Source organism: Tsukamurella sp. 8F (genome assembly GCF_029167375.1).
GTDB lineage: Bacteria > Actinomycetota > Actinomycetes > Mycobacteriales > Mycobacteriaceae > Tsukamurella.
This window is the reverse complement of the sequence record NZ_JARFTP010000034.1, coordinates 15515-35353: the sequence shown is the minus strand read 5'-3', so window position 1 is coordinate 35353 and position 19839 is coordinate 15515. Positions and strand designations below refer to the sequence as shown.

The 19839-nt window shown below is 63.2% G+C and carries 14 protein-coding genes; 7 read left to right on the top strand and 7 right to left on the bottom strand.

Going from position 1 to position 19839, the window contains the following annotated elements; genetic code table 11:
• Positions 1–4: 4 nt before the first annotated feature.
• Genes P0W64_RS19310 through P0W64_RS19300 form a run of 3 tightly spaced genes read right to left on the bottom strand, consistent with a single transcriptional unit; the run spans position 5 to position 4507 of the window.
• Positions 5–871 carry an alpha/beta fold hydrolase gene (locus tag P0W64_RS19310; RefSeq protein ID WP_275481797.1) on the bottom strand — a complete coding sequence of 289 codons (867 nt, stop codon included), beginning with the start codon at positions 869–871 and terminating at the stop codon, positions 5–7.
• Positions 872–921: 50 nt separating this feature from the next.
• Positions 922–2670, bottom strand: coding sequence for an NAD(P)/FAD-dependent oxidoreductase (locus P0W64_RS19305; protein WP_275481796.1), 1749 nt, complete (start codon positions 2668–2670; stop codon positions 922–924).
• A gap of 10 nt (positions 2671–2680) precedes the next feature.
• On the bottom strand, positions 2681–4507 hold the full coding sequence (locus P0W64_RS19300) for a tryptophan 7-halogenase (RefSeq protein WP_275481795.1): 1827 nt from the start codon (positions 4505–4507) through the stop codon (positions 2681–2683).
• Positions 4508–5356: 849 nt separating this feature from the next.
• On the opposite strand from P0W64_RS19300, the gene P0W64_RS19295 reads away from it, so the two are divergent.
• Positions 5357–6202, top strand: coding sequence for a winged helix-turn-helix domain-containing protein (locus P0W64_RS19295; RefSeq protein ID WP_343232885.1), 846 nt, complete (start codon positions 5357–5359; stop codon positions 6200–6202).
• Between the two features lie 91 nt (positions 6203–6293).
• Here P0W64_RS19295 and P0W64_RS19290 read toward each other — a convergent pair whose 3' ends face one another.
• On the bottom strand, positions 6294–6980 hold the full coding sequence (locus P0W64_RS19290) for a helix-turn-helix domain-containing protein (RefSeq protein ID WP_275481794.1): 687 nt from the start codon (positions 6978–6980) through the stop codon (positions 6294–6296).
• Positions 6981–7651: 671 nt separating this feature from the next.
• Between P0W64_RS19290 and P0W64_RS19285 the strand changes: the two genes are divergently transcribed.
• From P0W64_RS19285 to P0W64_RS19270, 4 genes are all read left to right on the top strand, one after another.
• Positions 7652–8581 (top strand): hypothetical protein, encoded by a 930-nt coding sequence (locus P0W64_RS19285; protein ID WP_275481793.1) that lies wholly within the window; start codon positions 7652–7654, stop codon positions 8579–8581.
• Positions 8582–8696: 115 nt separating this feature from the next.
• Complete coding sequence (locus P0W64_RS19280; RefSeq protein ID WP_275481792.1) at positions 8697–9038, top strand: SCP2 sterol-binding domain-containing protein; 342 nt, start codon at positions 8697–8699, stop codon at positions 9036–9038.
• Between the two features lie 402 nt (positions 9039–9440).
• Positions 9441–10772, top strand: a complete 1332-nt coding sequence (locus P0W64_RS19275) for a cation:proton antiporter (protein ID WP_275481790.1) — start codon at positions 9441–9443, stop codon at positions 10770–10772.
• Between the two features lie 201 nt (positions 10773–10973).
• Positions 10974–14258: an error-prone DNA polymerase gene (locus P0W64_RS19270; protein WP_275481789.1), complete on the top strand. Its 3285-nt coding sequence runs from the start codon at positions 10974–10976 to the stop codon at positions 14256–14258.
• 176 nt (positions 14259–14434) lie between these two features.
• On the opposite strand, the gene P0W64_RS19265 is transcribed toward P0W64_RS19270, so the two are convergent.
• Positions 14435–15082, bottom strand: a complete 648-nt coding sequence (locus P0W64_RS19265; protein WP_275481788.1) for a helix-turn-helix domain-containing protein — start codon at positions 15080–15082, stop codon at positions 14435–14437.
• A gap of 291 nt (positions 15083–15373) precedes the next feature.
• On the opposite strand from P0W64_RS19265, the gene P0W64_RS19260 reads away from it, so the two are divergent.
• Positions 15374–15946, top strand: a complete 573-nt coding sequence (locus P0W64_RS19260; RefSeq protein ID WP_275481787.1) for a TetR/AcrR family transcriptional regulator — start codon at positions 15374–15376, stop codon at positions 15944–15946.
• Positions 15947–16270: 324 nt separating this feature from the next.
• On the opposite strand, the gene P0W64_RS19255 is transcribed toward P0W64_RS19260, so the two are convergent.
• Both P0W64_RS19255 and P0W64_RS19250 read right to left on the bottom strand, forming a co-directional pair.
• A complete protein-coding gene (locus P0W64_RS19255; protein WP_275481786.1) occupies positions 16271–16924 on the bottom strand; it encodes a helix-turn-helix domain-containing protein in 654 nt (217 codons plus the stop codon).
• A 142-nt stretch (positions 16925–17066) separates the two neighbouring features.
• Positions 17067–18572, bottom strand: coding sequence for a cytochrome P450 (locus P0W64_RS19250; RefSeq protein WP_275481785.1), 1506 nt, complete (start codon positions 18570–18572; stop codon positions 17067–17069).
• A gap of 424 nt (positions 18573–18996) precedes the next feature.
• On the opposite strand from P0W64_RS19250, the gene P0W64_RS19245 reads away from it, so the two are divergent.
• The gene (locus P0W64_RS19245; protein WP_275481784.1) at positions 18997–19839 is read left to right on the top strand and encodes a DUF1702 family protein; all 843 of its coding nucleotides are present in this window, start codon (positions 18997–18999) and stop codon (positions 19837–19839) included.

Below are 19839 nucleotides of genomic sequence, written 5' to 3'. Positions count from 1 at the left end.
CGTTTCATTCGTGAAGACTCGATATCGCCGTGGCTCTGGGGCGGTCGGCCGGGGGGCCTAGTTTTCGCGCGATACTCGCTACCAACTGCTCCTGGGCACTCTGCAGAAACAGGTGCGGACCGGGCAGCATAGTGAGATCGAACGATGCCGACGTTTCGTCGCCCCAAGCGGCTAGGTCGGCGCGACCCACGCGTACGTCCTGGAGCCCCCCGTACATCGAGATAGGTATGGACAGTGGCGCTTGCGGTGCGTACTTATAGGTGTCGCATACCTCGAGGTCTGCGCGCAAGGCAGGCAGTAGTGCCGCCATGACTTCGTCGCTGTCGAGCAGACCTCTCGGCATCCCTTCCTTGGCGAGAACAGTTTTCAGTACCTCGTCGGGTAAGTGGAAGATCTTGATGTTCGGGTTGGGCAGCTGTGGTGCGCGGAAGGCAGAAAGGAACAGGCGAGACGGCTGGAGGACGTCATGATCCCCCAGCTGTCGCGCGAGTTCGAAGGCTACGAGCGCGCCCATGCTGTGCCCGAAGAAGGCAAAGGGGCGATCCAGCAGGGGGATGATCTCATCGCCCAAGTCGCTGACCAGCGCCCGGAGCTGACGATAGGGATTTTCGGTGAGACGAGTCTCGCGTCCGGGCAGCTGGAGCGCGCACAGCTGCACGTAGTCGGGAAGTAGGGCTGGCCAGGTGTGGAATACGCTGGCGCCGCTTCCCGCATACGGGAAGCAGAACAGACGCACTGGACGTTCGTCGTCGGCATGCTTGACGAACCAAGCGGAGCTACGGCGCTGCGCGTTTTGACGCAGGCGTTCTGCTAGTCCGACCCGCTGGTCAGGTGACAGCTCTCCCAAGCGGGACCGAATGGATGTCGCCATGTGGTTACTCTCGTTACTGGATGCTCGACTCGTCACGTCGGCGCCCACTCTCAGGCCAGTGAAGGGCTCTGCCGGCCCAACGTGATCCACGCATCGTCGATGGGATTCGTCTCGCTCATGCGCAGGTGAAGGGCGCGCAACTCAGACAACATCGAGTCCGCCTCCCAGCTTGCTACCTGGGCGACCGTCGCCGGATCGTCGGATCGACTGAGGCTGGCGACGACGGTGTCCGCCAACTGTCCCGCGATTTGTTCGAGGAGCCGGACGTTCGCGTCGAACTGTCGTTCCAGCTCGGCATCGGGCAGGCCGGCGTCCATACCCTCATGAAGGTCGACGATGAACTTCATAAGCGTGTAAGGATCTGCGAAGACCCGGGCCGCCGGCTCGTTGTCTACGGAGTGCCACTCGCGGTAGAACTTCTGCACGCGCTCATGGATCTTCCACGCCCGCATCAGGTTCACCATGGCCGGAGCGCTATCGCCGAGGCGTGGAATCTTTTCATGGAAGAAGAGCAACCCGGGCACCGCCCAGTACATGATCGTGTCCCAAATCACTTTTGCGACCATCACCTGCGCGTTGCCCATGAGCGGATACTGCTTGTCGTAGGCGACGAGCCAGATCTCACTCAGAACGAGGTACACCTGATTGTGGGCGACCACTTGCTCGGTGATGTCCTCGCCGGCAAAGTCTCGCTGGATCAGGTCGGTGATCAGGCCGTTGCTGATGCCCATGAGGTCGCCGCCGGAGGAGTAGAGCGGATCGATCGACACCCCCGCTTCGCCCGTCAGGCACCAGCGGTGGGGTGAATACACCGCCTTGCTGCTGTAGGCGTAGTCCGTCATGACGCGGAAGTCCTTGATCGCGTCCTGATGCCGGCGGATAGCCGCCGCACACTGAGGTTCGTGTGCGTCGAGCCACGCCAAAGCGCGGTCGCGGGTGTTGAAGCCCCGGGGTGGGTGCATCTGCCCGTCAGCGACGATCCCGATGCTGGTAGCTCCCGACGCGAGCGGGATGAGCCAGACCCAGTAGCCAGGGCCCATCAGGTGGTTGGTGGACAGGTATCGCGGCCCTCCCTTGCGGCCGTAGGGGCCGCGTTCCAGATTGGCCCGAGCCTGCCAGTCAGGGTCGGATGACCAGTCGTCGACAGCTATCTGATGTCCGATTCGGAACCATGCCGAACTGGCTTTATGCCCGACCGGCTTCGCAAGGCCCAGCTGCCGCTTCAGCAAAGCCGCCCGACCGGACGCGTCGATTGCCCAGCGAGCATTGACGACGGCCGCGCTTCCCGTGTGGTCGGTCATCTCGACTCGGTGGGGCTTGTCGGCCTCGCCCAGCTCCACGTGGCGGACCCTGCTGTTGTCATGGAACCGGACACCGAGATCAGCTACGGCCCGAGCGAGGTAGTTCTCCAGTCTGCCGCGATCGAGCTGATAGGTGGCTAGCGGCGCCTCCTCGACCTGACCGAACTCGACGCGCTCGGCAATATCGCTGTTGTCGCCGTGAGGAAAGAAGATCCGCAACCCGAACTTGCGGAGATGATCGTTCTCGAGGTGCGCCTGCAGCCCGAGCACGTCGCGCAGGTAATGGGCCTGCATTTCCACGCTCGATTCGCCCACCTTGTGCGCGGCTTCCGGCACCGGATGGGCCTCGCGCTCGATGACAAGGACGTCGAGGTCGGGCAAGGCGCGTTTGAGCTGTAGAGCGAGCGTCAGACCCGCAATGCCGCCTCCTAGAATCGCTACATCGACGTCGGTGGAGCGTACTTCGCTGTCGCTCACGGCTTCGGCTGCTCTGGCCATTGTGTTTCCCCTATGCGGTTGCAGTTACGGCGTTCTCGACGCTGCACTGGTCGTCGGTCATCGCTGGCGGCTCGGGCTGGCCCACCATCATCCACTTCGTGCTGGTCGGGTTCTGCTTGCGTTCGCGTCGATAGGTTGCGATGAGATCGGCGACCAGAGAATCTCGTTGCCACTCTTGGATGCGGGCAACCACGTCGTCGGCGAGCGTCCGCTCCGCGTACGTTTCGATAACCGTGCTCATCAACTGGCCGGCGAGCTGTCCGAAGAGTCGGGTGTTGTCGGCGAATCTCGCTTCGAACTCCACATCGGTCAGCGCGTCCGCCATGCCCGTGTGCAGCTTCACCATGAAATCCAGTGGCGCATAGAGGTCTACGAATCGATCCGTCAGCTGCGTGTCGTCGATTGACTCCCACTCGCGGAAGAACTGCTGCATCCTATTGCTGATTTGCGTGAGACGCTCGAGGTTGGCTGCGATGGCGGGGGTCGTGGCGGCCACTCGAAACTTATCCTGAAAGAAGAGCAGTCCGAAGACGCCCCAGTAGAACGCTGTGTCCCAGATCACCTTCGACGACATGACTCGGGCGTTACCCATCAGTCGGTACTGGCCCTGATAGATCGCCAGCCAGATCTCGGTGACGCTACGGAACAGTCGATCGTGGATCGCTGCGAGCGCGGTGACGTCCTCGCCGCGCTGCGATCTACTTATCAGGTCGACGACGAGGCCGTTGCCGATCGCGATGAGGTCCAGGCCCGGCGAGTAGAGCGGATCGAGGAAGAGCGCGGATTCGCCAGTCAGACACCACCTCTCGTCGCCGGAGAAGACCTTGTCGCAGCTGTAAGCGTAGTCCCGCATGACGTGGAAGTCCTGGATGGCGTCGCGGTGCTCGTCGATGAGAGCTGCACACTGAGGTTCCTTGACTCGCAACCACTCCAGTGCCTTGTCGAGGCGATTGAAGTCCCGGAACGGATGGGCATCGGACTCGGCGACGATGCCGACGCTGGTCGACCCGGATGCGAGTCGGATCAGCCACACCCAGTAACCCGGTCCCATCAGATGGTTGGTCGACATGGCGCGATCGCCATCGGTGATCCGATTCGACCAGTTGGTTCCCGAGCTCCAGGTGTTGACGTCAATGGGATGAGCGATACGGAACCACGCTGCGTTCGCCGAGTGCGGTACCTTCTTCTGCGCATGGTTGTGTCGCTGTAGAAGTTTGTTCCGTCCCGACGCGTCGACGATCCATCGCGCGGACAGCTCGCGTTCTCCATCGGGTCCAGACAGGCGAACCTGGTGATAGCAGTCTGCGGATGACAGATCGACACCAGTCACCATGTGGCCCGATAGCAGGTCGACGCCGGCGCGGGCGCACCGTTGCGCTAGTTCGTTCTCCAGGCGCCCACGGTCGAGCTGGTAGGTATTGAGCGGCGGGAACTGCGAACTGCCGAGTTCGACACGCCGTCCTATGTCGGTGTTGTCGTCGGTACTGAAGAACATCCGAAGGCCGAACTTTCGGATCTGCCTTGTTTCCAGGTGCTCTCGCAGCCCCATCGTCTCACGCAGGTAGTGTGCGGCGATCTCGACCGTCGATTCGCCTACCTTGTGTGTCGTCTCGGGCACCGGGTGCTCCCGCCGTTCGACGATCGCGACCCGGAGGTCCGGCATGTCTCCGAGCAGTTGCAGCGCCAGGGTCAGGCCTGCCGTGCCACCACCGAGAACGACGACGTCATGGCCCGGTCTGTCGGACTCGTCGCTACGCCGGGCCCGAAGCGCCTCCGTCAGCGCAGCACGCTGGTCATCTGACAGTTCTGTCAGTCGTTCGCTAATAGCCTTCGTCATCCAATCAGCCGCCTTTCTCATCGACACTGTCGGCGGCGGCGATTCCGTTCGGCTTACTTGCGAGGAAAGGAGTGCTCAAGAGGATTCCCGTTTGGTCTGGTCGAGTTAACGGGTCGCATGGCGTGCGCTGATGGACCAGGTCGCCGCGTCCACCGTTTGGTGCCTAAATTGTCGAGATCTGCCAGGGAGGTCTCTGTAGCCGGCGCGGCGCAGATTTCAACGAGGCACGGCCCAACGACGACCGGTGAGACCGCTTTGGGCTGCTGCTGACGCGTGTGGCTCCACGCCAGGCTTGGGGGGTCCGGCACAGAGCGGCCTCGACATCCGTGCCGTGACGTGTGGGCCGGCGGGCGAGGAGAGTGGCGGACATAACGCCGCTCCTCGGCCAGGCAGCTCGTCCCTATCGGGCGCCGACCGGGACCGCAAGCCGATCAGTGCGACTGATCTTGTTACGGCAGGTCAGCGCCCGAACCGACGTCGCCGCCCGCCGCCACTGCACGATCCATGTGTTCACGGCGACGGCGCTGTCACCGCAACCGCCGACTGCGCCGATCGTGCCCCGCTTCCCGATCGATCCGGACCTCATGAACCGTGGACCACTGGTTGACTGGGGTTGTCAAGCGGCTTACGGACGGGGGAAGAGAAGCGCAAGATGCGCGGCGTTTGGTTGATGGAGTTGGGTGCCAGCCGCGCCTGACACCCACGGTTGATCCGCGTAGACCTCGCGGCCCACTTGCCCGCAACGGTGGACTGCAATGGCTTCGGATTCGGGGGGAATCGACGGTGACGCATGTTAGGTCGCACTGACGCCAACAGGCTCAACTCGACTTCGACACTGGGGGTTTCGAGATTTCTCAAGGCAGCGTCCAAACAGAATACACCCTACAACGTTCCGACCGCGCCTGCCCGGCCGATCGTCCACACTACCGCGCCCACCTGTTCGGCCCGTTCCAGGTACTTCGCGACGATTGCGCAATTACTGCGGTTAGAAGGGCCAGCGCTCGGAAGCTCCTGAAGTGGTTTCTTCTGCACCCGAATGTGCGAGTCGATGCGTCAACACTTTCCCATCTACTGTGGCCGGAGAACGGCTCTGACAGCACGAATAGGTTGCATGTCGCCGTGCATCATTTGCGACACGCTCTTGAACCCGAGCTGGGAGTTCGCGAACAGTCGAAATTCATCCGGCTCAACAAGACAGGGCATTATTGGTTCGATACGAACGGTGTCTGGTGGACAGACGTAGCGGAGGTCGAGTCCCTCGCAGCGGCCGCGCGGCGAGCGCGGAAGAGCCGAGACAACGTTACGGCGATCGCGCACTACGAACGCCTGCTCGACTACTACGCGCACGGTTTTCTGCCTGAAGACCTTTTCGACGATCGGTTCGACGACGATCGCGCCGTTCACGAGGTCAATCAGCAGGCCGTTCAACACGAACTCCTGACGCTATACATAACTGAAGGACTCATTCACAAGGCTCTACTGTGTGCGATGCTGATTCAGGAGTATGATCCCTGCTCCGAGGAGGCGATGGCAGCTATTATCGACGTCTGCATGCGTCATGGAAACGGCCTGGCAGCCGGCGACTACTTCGCGACCTATATCGACGCGGTCGGCGGCCCGGCCTCGGCCGCGGATCACAGTAGCACCGCCGAGCGTCTGTGGGACCAGGCGAGACGCGCCGATCCCGATCGGTGACTGTTGCCTGCCAGTCGGAGTCGCCGGGCCATCCGTCAAACACCTCGCATCGAGCGAAACGCAGCAAGCGGCGTCAGATTGGGCCGCCCTTTCAGGCGAGCCTTGCTGGTGTCGCTGCTTGGTGCGTATGAGGCGCGAAGGCCTCGAATATGACGCCTGGGTCACCTTCGAGGACGCCGGCGCCGATGGCGTCGGCCGCTGGAAGCTCACCTGACGCAAGGCCAAGCGCCACGAACGGATCGACGCGCAACACCGTCTGGGGACGCGTTCCGGTGTCGAGTTCGACGTGGCAGCCTGATCGGTCGATGGTCACCGTCACCAGGGCGCCCTCGACGTCCAGTCCGAATGTGACCTTCTTGGCCGACCTGGCGTCCTCCAACAGAGCTTCCAAGGCGACGACAAGCCACTGCGGCCGGAATGTGTCGTCCGCTCGCGGTCCCGAGACCATCAGAGGAACACTCCAACGAACCAGCGGGTCAACGACCGCTCGCAGCTCCTCCCCCCACGGAGTCAGGGAGTAGACGATGCTGTTGGTCGTCGTGTTCAGTGATCGTTCGACAACTCCGCCTGCCTCCAGCTCGCGTAGCCGGTTGGCCAGCAGGTTCGTGGCGATGCCAGGGAGCGACTCCCTCAACTCGCTATAGCGAGCTGGGCGCACAAGGAGTTCTCGGACGATGAGCATCGACCATCGCCCTCCTATTAGGTCCAGGGCGCGAGCTACACCGCAAAACTGACGGTAGCCACCCATCTTCCACTCCTCTAGGCTTGACTTTCTCATGTGTGGTTGAGTATATACGAAGTTCGGTTGCAGAGTGAGGACCTGGCTCGGTTCTTGACGTCGTCGAGACACCAAGGGAGTCGGCAGCATGCAAGGTGACCGACTTCGGCCGCCGGCCATGAATCGCAGCCAGACGCTTCCCATGCCGAGCCGGTGGGCTCGCCGGGCCCACCGTAACGCCCCGCCGTTGCTCGGAGGGGGGGCGACCCTCGTCGATCCGCCAACTATGACAGCTCACACCGAGCCGAGCAGGACGTCGATCGTCGCGTCCCACAGACAGCTGGATCGTCGCCTGCCGGGAAGGACATCGCGATGCGAGCCCCGCCGGCAGGCGAGTGCAGCGGCAGCTGGTCCACTACACCCCCGTGCTTGACTTTCACGTGTACAGTTGAGTATGAACGATGAGCAACTGGGCGAGCGGTCACGCGAGGTGGGCGGGCGGTCGGTGACGGCGAACCCAGCAATCGATCGTCAAAGCAGACGGTGAGGTAGAGACTGTCGCACGGTCGTGGTCAAGCGCACAGGCCAGTCGGTTAGTCGGACAAATCATGGCTTCACGTTCTCGACATCAGATCAACTGGGGGCGAACATTTGATACCGCAAAGTTCCTACGCAGACGCTGCCCTTCGGCCATCAACCAAGCTGTGGCCCCGCACTCCGAGGCGCCGGCAATGAGGGCGCATGGACCGTCCGAGGGGCGCGTCGATCTTGGAGCCCTGCGGCTTCGCGGCCTTCTGTCTGCGAAGAGCGGTGGATCCGGGTCCCAGCTCTCGAACACCCTTCCCGGGGAGGGATCCTCGGACGCGGCGACGAGCGATCACCCGAGAGCACTTGAGCAGGCGTCCCCGTATCGTGCGTATCTTTTCGGATCATTACGTCTCTTTCGCGATGACCAACAGATCGAGGTAGGGCCCCGACGAAAAGGTGTCTCCATTCTTCTGTGGTTCCTACTCAACCCCGGGCGCCCCCGATCGGCAGACGAGTTCGTAGACGCACTGTGGCCTGAATCCGACCGAGAAAAGGCTATTGCCCAGTTTGACGTCAATATCCACAGCCTCAAACGCTCCCTCGAACCCGGCCTGGGCCCGAGGGAGGAGTCGTCCTTCATCCGACACAACGCCAAACGGGTGTACAGCTTCGAATCGGCCGAACTCTGGTGGACAGATGTCGCGGACGTCGAGCTGCTTTACCAGCGCGGATGCGCCGCCGACAGGGCCGGCGCCACCGACCGCGCCCGCTTCTACTACCGGCGCATCGCCGAATATGTCTCGCGCGGAACGCTGCTGCAAGACGAGGGCGACTGGGCTGACGTATATCGGCGGAAGTATCGGCTGATCTGCTGGTACGCCCTGGTCAGGCTCATGGAGTTCGACAGCGCCGGCGGCCTTGAAGAAGAACTCCTGGAGTCGTCCTACCAGATGCTTCGGATAGACAAGTACAATCCTCTTGCGAACCAGGCGGTCATCAACTCCTTGATGCTCAAGGGCGATCTACGATCGGCAACCAAGAGATTGGAAGAGTTTAGAGAAGGGATCCAGCGGGATCATGGAGCATCGCTGCCCGGCGAATTTGTAGAGTTGCAGGATAAGCTCATCGGCTGAGGTTTCCCGTCTACTTACACCCCGTGAAACACGCAGTGAAGTGCGTGTAGTTAGCGTTCGGACTATAGCTGTTCACCGCGCTCGGATAGTTCGAGCACGCACCTAGGAGTTCGATATGACGCTGACGATGGCTGGGTTCTTCGAGGAGTTACCGAGCCGGTTCAAGCCCGAAGAAGCCGCGGACCTCCAGCGGACAATCCAATGGCACATCACCGACGATGAGCAGGGACTTTGGGCCTTCGAGATCAAGGACGGGAAGGGACACGTCATCCCCGGAGGCGTATCCGAGCCCGACACCACATTCACTACCACCAGCGATACGTGGATCGCAATCGCGGAGGGCCGGCAAGACGCCATGAAGGCGTTCCTGACCGGAAAGATCCAGGTCGAGGGCGACATGACCCTCGCGCTGAAGGTGCCCGACCTGTTCGACACCACCGTCGAATCCGCTGAGTAGACGCTGCCCTCACGACACACGCAGTGATCGAGCGCGCCAGGAAGCAAGGCGCGTTGCCGGTCCCTGCCGAATGAGGCACGCGCCACTACCAGCATCTCTGCCCCAGCCACCTCGACGGATCCGGGGTGCCCCGAACGAACGCGCCGGTCGACCACGTTCTGAATCCTCGGTGACGAACGGCATCGGACGCGCACGGAGGAATACAGTGACCGACCCATCGCTCCATCTTCTGCTCGGCGTCGCTACCGCCTGGTTCGTAATAGCCTTTGCCGCACAGCTATTCGGATGGTTGTCCCTGAAGCGTGGCCTTCCCGTCGCCGTCGCAGCGATGGTCACCGGGGTTGCCTCGCTGGCCAGCACCGCATACCCGCCCTACGCACTGTCGGCCGAAGCAGGCCCGCGATGACCGGCCACAGCTTCCACGTGCTGCTGGGGGTGACCGTCGCGCTGTTCGTCATCGTCGCCACCGCGCAGCTCTTCGGACGGATCGCCCCGATGCTGCGGCAACCCGCGGTCGTCGGCGAGATGGCAGCCGGCGTCGTCCTCGGCCCCAGTCTCTTGGGCGCCGTCGCCCCAGACCTGTCCGCCCACCTGTTTCCCACCGACGTCAAGCAGACCCTGTTCGTGATCGCCATGCTCGGCCTGAGCTTCTACATGTTCCTCGTCGGCATCGAGCACGAGCATGAGGCAGGGTCGCGCAAAGAGGCATCCTTCCCGGTCGTCATGGCCATCGCTGGGATGGTCGTGCCGGTCACCATCGGTGCCGCCGCCGCAGCGCTGGTCGCGAACCGGTTCCGCCCCGCTGACATTGCACCCGGCGTGTTCGTCGTGTTCGTGGGCGGCGCACTGTCCGTCACAGCCTTCCCGATGCTCGCCCGCATGCTGCAGGAACGACGCATGATGGGGACGCCCTTCGGCGCAGTCGCCACCCGCGCCGCCGCGCTCGACGACGCCATGGCCTGGTGCTTGCTCGCCGTGCTCAGCGGTTTCGCCAGCGGAGGCACCCTGTCCGGCCTGCTGCACACTATCCTGCCGGCCGCGGCCTTCGCCGCGATCGCGTTCTGGCTACTACCCAAACTCTTCCGCCGACCGATGCAACGCGCCGTCGATGAGGGACACGTCGGCGACGGGTTACTCGGTGCGCTGCTGATGCTCGTCCTCGGAGCGGGCTGGTTCAGCGACTACATCGGCATCTACTCGGTCTTCGGCGGCTTCATCGCCGGTATGGCACTACCGTCCGTCCCTGGATTCTCCGCACTGATCAACGCCCGTCTGCTACAGCTTGTCCGCTGCCTGTTCCTCCCGGTGTTCTTCGCGTACTCGGGCTTGAACACGGACATCACCACCATCTCCGGCAGCGTCCTTCTCATCCTGGGGTTACTGTTGGCCGCCGCGTTCACGTCCAAGACCGCGGCAGCCGTGCTCGTGTCGCGGGCGTACGGATGGGGCTGGGGCAAAGCGACCGCAATGGGGGCGCTGATGAACGCTCGCGGACTGATGATCCTCATCTTCATCAATATCGGCCTCGGGCTCGGCATCATCGAACAGCGCATGTTCTCGATCCTGGTAGTGGTGGCCGTCATCACTACCGCCCTGGCACTGCCGATCTACCGTCGTTACTACACACCCGCACGGGAAGACGCAGAGAGACAGGCGGCGGCAGCGGCCGCCGTGGAGGAGATCGCGGCTCAGCCACCGGACCGCCCCGTGCGGGCGGGCGACATGCCGAACTAGGCGGCACCCAACTGCGGATTCTCGACGGTCACCGCGTCGCTGGGTAGCGGTCCAACAACCTCACGTGGCCCCACGGCCCCGGCAATCAGAGAGGGGAACGCGTCGTCCAGTCGCGGTGCCGCGGGTGCGCATGAAAGCCCCCACCCCCGTATGGGGTCGCGCAGCCCCGGATCGATATTCGAACGCATATACTATAGTGGCGTGGGATTCGAAATAGGGATGCAGAGCTGGTCAGAGATGGAGCGCGTGCTGTCAGGTCGACCACCCACGCGAGGGGAGGGATACGCCGACCTCCCACGGAGCTCTCCCGAAGTTCCCGCTAGCCGGTCCGCCGTCCCCGCGATAGAACACCCCGGGTCGCGCGTCCCATACGCCGAGCTGCACGCTCATTCCGCGTTCAGCTTCCTCGATGGCGCCGCCCTGCCGGAGGACATGGTCGAGCAGGCACATACGCTCGGGCTGAAGGCCTTGGCGATTACCGACCACAACGGCTTCTACGGGGCAGCACGATTCGCGCAGGCCGCGAAGACACTCGGCGTACCCACTGTGTACGGGGCCGAACTGTCACTCGCCCTCGACGAGGAGAGGACAGGCACCCCCGATCCGGCGGGCGAACATCTATTGGTGCTGGCCAAGGGCCCGGAAGGTTACCGTCGCCTCTCGCGTGCCATGGCAGACGCGCACATGGCCGCCGGCGAGAAGGGGCGACTCAGATTCGACCTGGACGTCCTCACGGAGGCGTCCGGCGGGCACTGGCACATCCTCACCGGATGCCGGAAGGGAGCAGTGCGCCGCGCACTCGAGCGCGCCGGAGAGGCAGCCGCCTTGGCGGCCGTCAGCGATCTCGTCGACCGGTTCGGCGCAGACAGCGTCAGCATCGAGCTCACCACTCACGGCGGGCCCGACGACGACGAGCGGAACAATCGACTAGCAGCGCTGGCGGCTCCGGCAGGCTTGGCCGGCGGCGTCGGCGGAGGCATCATCGCCACGACCGGCGCGCACTTCGCCCACCCACAGCAGCGTCGGCTCGCGATGACCCTGGCCGCGATCCGCGCACGACGAACTATGGACGAGATGGACGGCTGGCTTCCGTCGGCGGGTGGCGCGCACCTGCGATCGGGCGACGAGATGGCCGCGCTGCTCCCGGACTTCCCTGCGGCCGTAGGAGGAGCAGTCGAGCTGGCGGGCGAGTGTGCCTTCGACTTGAAGCTCGTCGCGCCGAGGCTACCACCGTTCGACGTGCCGAATGGCCACACCGAGACGTCGTGGTTGCGTGAACTGGTCAGTCGAGGGGCCCACGACAGATATGGCCCGCGAGCGTCGAATCCAAAGGCGTACAAGCAGATCGAGCACGAACTGCGCATGATCGAAGCTCTCGACTTCCCTGGCTATTTCCTGATCGTTCACGAGATCGTCCAGTTCTGTCACGACCGCGACATCCTCTGTCAGGGCCGAGGCAGCGCCGTCACGTCATCGGTCTGCTATGCGCTGTCCGTCACCACCATTGACCCCATCGCCGAAGGCCTGCTGTTCGAACGATTCCTGTCACCGGAACGCGATGGGCCCCCTGACATCGACATCGACATCGAGTCCGATCGACGCGAGGAGGTCATCCAACATGTGTACGAGCGGTACGGACGGCAGTACGCGGCGCAGGTGGCGAATGTGGTCACCTACCGGAGGCGCTCGTCCGTACGCGATGTTGCGCGCGCGCTGGGCTTCTCCCAGGGGCAACAGGATGCGTGGAGCAAACAGGGGAAGACTAGGGACGACGGCAACGGGGTCGACATGCCTCCGGCTGTGCGCGCACTCGCCGAGGAAATCACCGATCTGCCAAGACATCTGGGGATCCACCCGTGCGGCGTGGTGATCTGCGACCGACCGATCGCGGACGTGTGTCCCACAGAGTGGGCGCGTATGGAGAACCGGAGCGTCTTGCAATGGGATAAGGACGACTGCGCCGCGGAGGGGTTGGTCAAGTTCGATCTACTGGGCCTGGGGATGCTGAGCGCTCTGCACTATGCGGTCGATCTGTTGAGAGAGCACAAGGGACTGCACGTCGATCTCGCAAGGCTCAGACTGGACGATCCCGCGGTGTACGAGATGCTCAGCCGCGCAGACTCCGTCGGGGTTTTTCAGGTGGAGTCGCGGGCACAGATGGCGACGCTGCCACGTCTAAGACCGAAGAAATTCTATGACCTCGTGGTCGAAGTGGCTTTGATCCGGCCGGGACCGATCCAGGGCGGCTCAGTGCACCCGTACATCCGACGACGCAACGGGCGTGAGGCACCAGCTGTGGAACACGAGTCGATGAGGGCAGCTCTCGATCGCACCCTCGGTGTGCCCCTGTTCCAGGAGCAGCTGATGCAGCTCGCCGTGGATGTCGCCGGCTTCACGCCGGCGGAGGCTGACCAGTTGCGTCGCGCCATGGGCGCCAAGCGCTCCCCGGAGCGGATGGAACGACTGCGCAGCAGGTTCTACGAAGGAGCCAAACAGAGACACGGCATCGATCTCTGTATTGCCGAGCGCATCTATGAGAAGCTATGTGCCTTCGCCAACTTCGGCTTCCCCGAGAGTCACGCCCAGTCGTTCGCCTCGCTCGTTTACTACTCGTCCTGGCTCAAGCTCTATCACCCGGCCGCATTCTGCGCGGCTCTACTACGGGCACAGCCCATGGGGTTCTACTCTCCGCAGTCGCTGATCGCGGATGCTCGTCGGCACGGAGTGACGGTGCACCGACCCGATATCAACCAGAGCCTGGCATGGGCGACTCTCGAGAGAGACGGGCTGGAGGTGCGCCTCGGCTTGTCAGCCGTACGCGGCATCGGAGACGATCTCGCGGAACGCATCACCAAGGAACGGGACGCCAGCGGCGCTTTCACCGATCTGCTGGATCTCACGGGCAGGGTCGAGCTGACTACCAGGCAGGCGGAAGCACTTGCTACAGCGGGAGCTCTGGCATGTTTCGGCGGAAGCTTGCGGCAGGCGCTCTGGGCGGCCGGAGCTGCGGCGAGAGAGCGGCCCGATCGCCTCGCCGGCATGGCGACGGCCGGCACGCCCCCCACTCTGCCCGGAATGAGCGACGCGGAACTCGCCGCGGCAGACATGTGGGCCACGGGGGTCACTGTCGACGTGTATCCCACGCAGTTCCTCCGGCACAGCCTCAACGCACTCGGGGTCGTACGCGCCGTCCATCTGCCGAACATGCCTGACGGTGACCGCGTTCTCGTGGGCGGCGCCGTTACTCACCGCCAACGCCCCGGCACCGCAGGCGGGGTCACCTTCATCAACTTGGAAGACGAGACCGGCATGGTGAACGTGCTCTGCAGCCCGGGACTGTGGACGCGCTACCGGAAGATCGCACAGACGGCACCTGCTCTGCTCGTCCGGGGCCGACTCCAAAATGCCGACGGTGCCGTCACGATCGTCGCAGATCGTCTCCAACGGATGGTCGTCACCAGTCCTGGTTCACGCGATTGGCGTTGACCTCAACATAACCGGCGGGCAGGGGGCGATTGCGCTGACGATAGTTGCGGTGCTCGACGCGTCAGCCATGGACCGATCAGCGGACACCCTCGTGATGGCTGATCGGGCTGGCGACTGACCGGCCGCTGCCACGGCGGCCAGCACCCCTGATGTGCTCCGTCACGACTGCCGTGTGATCAGAGTCGACGTTCGTCCGTGAAGGCAGCGTGCAGCGCTTCGATGTCGCCCGTGAGTTCTCCCGCGGCGACTGCCTGCTCCACAGTCAGGCCTCCGGCGACCAGTCCGACGACGACATCGGGTCCCGCAGTGAGGACTGTTGTCGGAGGCTGGTCGGGATCGATGGCCGCCGTGGGGCCGGATTCGTCGATGCGAAGGACGATCAGCAGTCCCTCGACATTGAAGCCGACTTCGGTTGTAGCGGTACAGGTTACGTCGTGCAGCAGAGCCGGAAGGGCGAGAACGAGCCAGCGGGGCTGGAAGGAGTCGGCGCCGCGCCCAGACATCAGGAGGGGCGCCGCCCATCGGCCCAGCGCTTCCATCGGCGTGTGCAGTTCGGCCCCCCACGGCGTTAGCGCATATAGGATTCCGCGATCACCGAGACGCCGCTCGACGACCCCGCCCGCCTCCAGGGCGCGGAGTCGTTCCGTTAGGAGATTGGTGGCGATTCCGGCAAGTGAGGTCGTCAGTTCGTTGAATCGCAGAGGCCCCGGCAGCAACTCACGGACGATGAGGAGGTTCCATCGATCCCCTACGAGGTCCCACGCGCGAGCGAGGCCGCAGTATTGACCGTACGACCGTGCCGCAGGTTCCTTGAGGTTAGCCATCGCGATTGATTATACCAACTGCACCGAGGATGTGGCGAGCACTCGGGGGACAGTCACAGCCTTCTGCGGACCGCCGCGCGGAGCCGGGCCGGACCGTGGCGAGATCGCTCGAGCGATTGCTAAGCCGTCAGGGTCAGCACTGCGACGGAGCACTCGGGACGTCGACGGCCGGAGCGACCCACGTTGAGGCAGGATATCGGTCGCTCCACTCACGGGGCCATCTCATGTCACCCGAATCCAAACCGACAAGATTTAGGGTGCACGCGGGAACGCCTCGGATACCCTCGGGGCGTGGCCGGCAACACGAGGACCCCTGGGGCGAGCATCAAACCCGCGCTGGTCCAAGCGGGGTTTGATGTGTTGCGCCGCGAAGGTCCTTCCGGCCTGACCGTCCGAGCCGTCGCGGACCAAGCAGACGTCGCGCCGATGGGCGTGTACAAGCATTTCGGAAGCAAGGACGGATTGCTGCAGTCGATGGTGGACGCGGGATACGCTCGGCTCGACCAGGCCTGGCGCTCCGTCGGGGACGGCGAGCCCGCTGCGCGGCTGCGGGAAACCGCGCGCGCCTACCGGCGGTTCGCGCTCGATAATCCTGCCCTGTACCGGCTGATGTTCACAGGGGTCGTCGCGCCGGAGTCCACCGAGGCCGCCGAGACTTTGCGCGGAGTTATCCGACACGGCCATGCAGCAGGATCGATCAGTCCGAGCGACGCCGGTGAGACCGCCATGCACGTCTGGTGCTGCCTCCACGGCGCGATCAGTCTCGAACTGGACGCGCCGCCACAGCCCCCAACCGAAGCAGATGCCTCGTTCCGCCGCTTGCTCGAACTCATCGAAGCAGGCCTGACTCACCGAGGAACATGAAGGCACCGGGCAGGCAGCTGCGGAGCGCGCTGGCACGCCCAGACAGGATGCTCCACGCATCATCGCCGACGTGAGTTGTGTGTACAGGCGGACCGTATCCCGGGGCGGGCGCCCCGACGTGGGACGGAACTCGGCGCCAGCGCAAACGAGATATCGCCCAACGGGTGCCCAGGCTCCTCCAGGCCGGTGTCAGTCATCTATCGTGCACGGGCAGCCCGAGCCGCATCGCTTGTAGGTGTGAGCCCTATGGGAAGAGCCGGGTCGATCAGGAACGCACTTATCGTGCGTGACCGTCTGACCTTCCGCCGTCGACAACCTGTTCCACTACGCGTGTCGCTCGCCGAAGACCGAGCGAAAGACCTCGATGTCGCCCTCCAGCTGCCCAAGTTCAAGCGCCTGCCCGATCGTAAGTCCACCGGCGGCCAGACCCACGACAGTGTCCTCGTCGGCGACGAACACCGTGGAAGGCCTCTCTTCGGGATCAGTGATCATCGTCGGCCCGTCCTGGTCAACACGGAGTACCATCAGAGCGTCGCCGACCTCGAAACCGCACTCAGCCGGAGGGGTTGCAACGCGCCCTCGAAGCAGCGCGGGAATCGCGAGAGTAAGCCACCGAGGCTCGAATGAATCATCGGCAGCAGGCCCCGGCATCAACAGGGGTGCGCTCCACCTACCCAGGGCCTCCATCGCCTCTCGCAGGCCCATGCCCGCCGGCGTGAGGGCGTAGATGACCTTTCCGCCATCGACGGTTCGGCGCACGATTCCATTAGTTTCCAGTGTCCGCAGACGTTCAGCGAGGAGGTTGGTTGCGATTCCCGTCAACGAGTTCTTGAGTTGGGTATAGCGCCGCGGACCCGGTAGCAATTCGCGGACGATCAGAAGAGTCCACCGTTCGCCCACCAGATCCAATGCAAAGGCCAACGGGCACAATTGTCCGTACGAACGCGAGATCCGGGCACCACGGTTGACGGTTTCCATTACACTTGAGTATATCAAATCTTCAAGTGTTGTTCAACTGCCGACGGTGAATTCGTACTTGCGCGAACCGTGTGGATTCTTTCTAGGCGTGCGCAATCCACCACCAACCCTTAGGGAAGCAGACGATCGCTACCGAGCCGCACTAGTGTCGTCGCGCTACTCGTTCACCGTCCGCGGATTCCAGGGCGATAGGCATACCGTCAACAGGGATGGGCATGCCGCCGTAGTCCCACCGCGCTCTATAGTGTTCCGTGGGAAGGGAGAACTCATACCGGAGCAGCAGCCGGTGCATAACCGTCTTGACTTCCAGATTGGCGAATATCTGTCCGATGCAATTGTGCGCTCCTCCCCCGAACGGCGCGAACGCGTACCTATGTTTTTTGTGTTCAGACCGCGGCTCGGAAAACCGATCCGGGTCGAACTTCGCAGGGTCGGTCCACAACTCCGGGAGGCGATGGTTCATTGCGGGCCAAGTGACAACATTAGTGCCAGCCGGCAAGTGATAACCGAGTAGCTCGGTATCTCGAACCGTCCGACGCATATTGAAGGGCAAGGGCGTCACCAGTCGCAACGACTCTTTCATCACGAGATCGAGGGATTTGAGCCGGTCGATGGCCTCGATGTCCAAGGTCCCGTCACCCACCGCCGCTGATTCTGCGCGGCAACGTCGCTGCCACTCTGGATGTGCGGCGAGGTGATAGACCATCGTGGTTATCGCCGACGTCGAAGTGTCGTGAGCGGCCATCATCAGTTGGATCATGTGGTTGACGATGTCAGTGTCGGTGAAGCTGTCGCCGTTCTCATCCGTCGCCCGCGAAAGGACACTCAGCATGTCAGTACCGTCGATCTTTCGCCGTCCGCCGATCTGGGCATAGAAGTAGTCTTCCAATACCTTGCGAGCACGTAACCCGCGCCACCACCTGAATGGAGGAATGGGACGACGTATCAAGGCGCTTCCAGCTCTAGTTAGAGTCGTGAATGCCCTATTAATCTGGATGAGCTCGGCAGCGTTGTCGCGGGGATCGAGGCCCATGAACACCAGCGACGCGATGTCCAGGGTAAGTTGCTTCGCCGCCGGTTGCAGGAGTAGGCGAACGCCGTTACTGGGATAGCTCGCCACCGTCTCACTGGCAACGCGATCGAAGTGGGCCACGTATCCGGCTAGTCGGTCGGGGGTGAAGGCGGCCTGCATTATCCGCCTGTGGTACCGGTGCTCCTCGAAATCCAGCAGGGTCAGGCCCCGGTTGAAGAACGGCCCCAGCAGCGGATACCATCCCTCTTGGGAGTAATCCTCGTGGCGGTTCGTGAATATGGTTTGGGTTGCATCCGGGCCGACAGCCATGACGGCCGGCAGGATCGGCAGGTCGATGAAGAAGACCGGCCCGCGCTTGCGATAGACGCGGAGCAGAAAGTCCGGGCCTCCTCTGAACAGCTCGATCACATGGCCGAGGATCGGCAGGCCGCGATCACCGATGACGGGTTTGAGATCACTGCCTGCCGGTGGCGGCGCCAGTTCTCTTGCTCGCCAGTCGACGTCGAGTAGAGCTCCTTCAATCGCTCGAACTCCCGGTAGCGTGCTAAGCGTCGGGGTGATCATACGTTTGGTCCGTCCGAGCAGGTAGCTCGCGTTCGTGCTGGTCGTGGCCATCGGTGCTCCTCTACGCCGGCGCAGTCCCGACTCTGGTTTAAGTGACTTCCGGCGAAGTTACATCCGCGGTAAGGCATCTGGGGTCCCACTCGCGATCACAGCGGAGGCGCGCGCACCGGCATTGCTGCATACACGGCCCCACGTCGCCGGGGAACGATGTCGTCTATGACGTACGCCGCCTTATATGGTCCCTCTTTCGATCGAGGTAAGTGTGGGGAAGTCGACCAGCACAGCATGGAGTCGAAGCGAGCAGTACCGGCACCGACTTCTTCAAAGGATGTAGACGATGACAATTACCGCAATCCGAGGGGGATCACCCGAGGCTTCCGAGGATGTCGGGTTCCGCGACTCGGCCACCTCCGTCATGTGGCGGCTCTGGTCGGCAGCTGGTGTCATTCCGTCGGCTCCTGATGAGGGCGACGATATGTCGGCGACCCGGTTGAAGCACATCGTTTATACCGTTCATGAGTGCTGTGAGACGACGATTCTAAACCCTCGGTTCGAGAGTCTTGTTCCCAAGTTGGAGGCATACGACGACGAGCTTCAGGGCTTCGCATACGAGGGGGCGGGGGTGGGGCTCGCCGCGCTCGATTGCATGTTCCCCCGCAGCGATCGCACCCGGGCCTTGGCGACCGGTCCCGGCGCCCATCACGTCTTCGGTATCTATCTCGGCGCCGGAATGTGCTTGGCCCGTATCCGGAAGAACCCCGAGTCCTTCCGTCAGAAACTCGGTGACCCGCTGATGAGCTGGACCGTGCTGGACGGCTACGGCTTCTATCGAGGCTTCTTCCACTACGACCGATTCGTGACCCAGAAGCACGTTCCCCCTCACCTGCAGGGATACGGTCGCCGCGTGTATGACCAGGGTTTGGGACGAGCGATCTGGTTCTCAGCAGATGCCGACGTCGAGCTCGTCGCAACGACGATCGAGGCTTTCCTGCCGCAGCGCCAGGCCGACCTCTGGAGCGGCGTCGGATTCGCGTGCGGCTACTCGGGAGGCATCGAGCGCGAGGCGCTCGAACCCCTGCCCGACCTGGCTGGTGTTCACCGCGCACATCTCGCGGTGGGGGCCGCGATTGCAGCTAAGGCTCGCTACCTTGGGGGCAATCCTGCGCCACACAACGATTTGGCGTGCGATCTGCTGTGCGGATCAACGGCCAAGGAGGCTTCGGACGTCGTGGATGACGCGGTCGTAAATCTGCCCCCCGGGGTGGATGTGCCGGCCCACGCGCTGTGGCGCCAGCGGGTTCTGCAAGAGTTCCTGTAG

Coding starts and splice junctions, on each gene's coding strand:
- P0W64_RS19275 (WP_275481790.1), top strand. CDS start 9,441: ATGACCGGCCACAGCTTCCACGTGCTGCTGGGGGTGACCGTCGCGCTG.
- P0W64_RS19305 (WP_275481796.1), bottom strand. CDS start 2,670: ATGGCCAGAGCAGCCGAAGCCGTGAGCGACAGCGAAGTACGCTCCACC.
- P0W64_RS19290 (WP_275481794.1), bottom strand. CDS start 6,980: ATGAGAAAGTCAAGCCTAGAGGAGTGGAAGATGGGTGGCTACCGTCAG.
- P0W64_RS19250 (WP_275481785.1), bottom strand. CDS start 18,572: ATGGCCACGACCAGCACGAACGCGAGCTACCTGCTCGGACGGACCAAA.
- P0W64_RS19310 (WP_275481797.1), bottom strand. CDS start 871: ATGGCGACATCCATTCGGTCCCGCTTGGGAGAGCTGTCACCTGACCAG.
- P0W64_RS19280 (WP_275481792.1), top strand. CDS start 8,697: ATGACGCTGACGATGGCTGGGTTCTTCGAGGAGTTACCGAGCCGGTTC.
- P0W64_RS19265 (WP_275481788.1), bottom strand. CDS start 15,082: ATGGCTAACCTCAAGGAACCTGCGGCACGGTCGTACGGTCAATACTGC.
- P0W64_RS19300 (WP_275481795.1), bottom strand. CDS start 4,507: ATGACGAAGGCTATTAGCGAACGACTGACAGAACTGTCAGATGACCAG.
- P0W64_RS19255 (WP_275481786.1), bottom strand. CDS start 16,924: ATGGAAACCGTCAACCGTGGTGCCCGGATCTCGCGTTCGTACGGACAA.
- P0W64_RS19245 (WP_275481784.1), top strand. CDS start 18,997: ATGTCGGCGACCCGGTTGAAGCACATCGTTTATACCGTTCATGAGTGC.
- P0W64_RS19285 (WP_275481793.1), top strand. CDS start 7,652: ATGAGGGCGCATGGACCGTCCGAGGGGCGCGTCGATCTTGGAGCCCTG.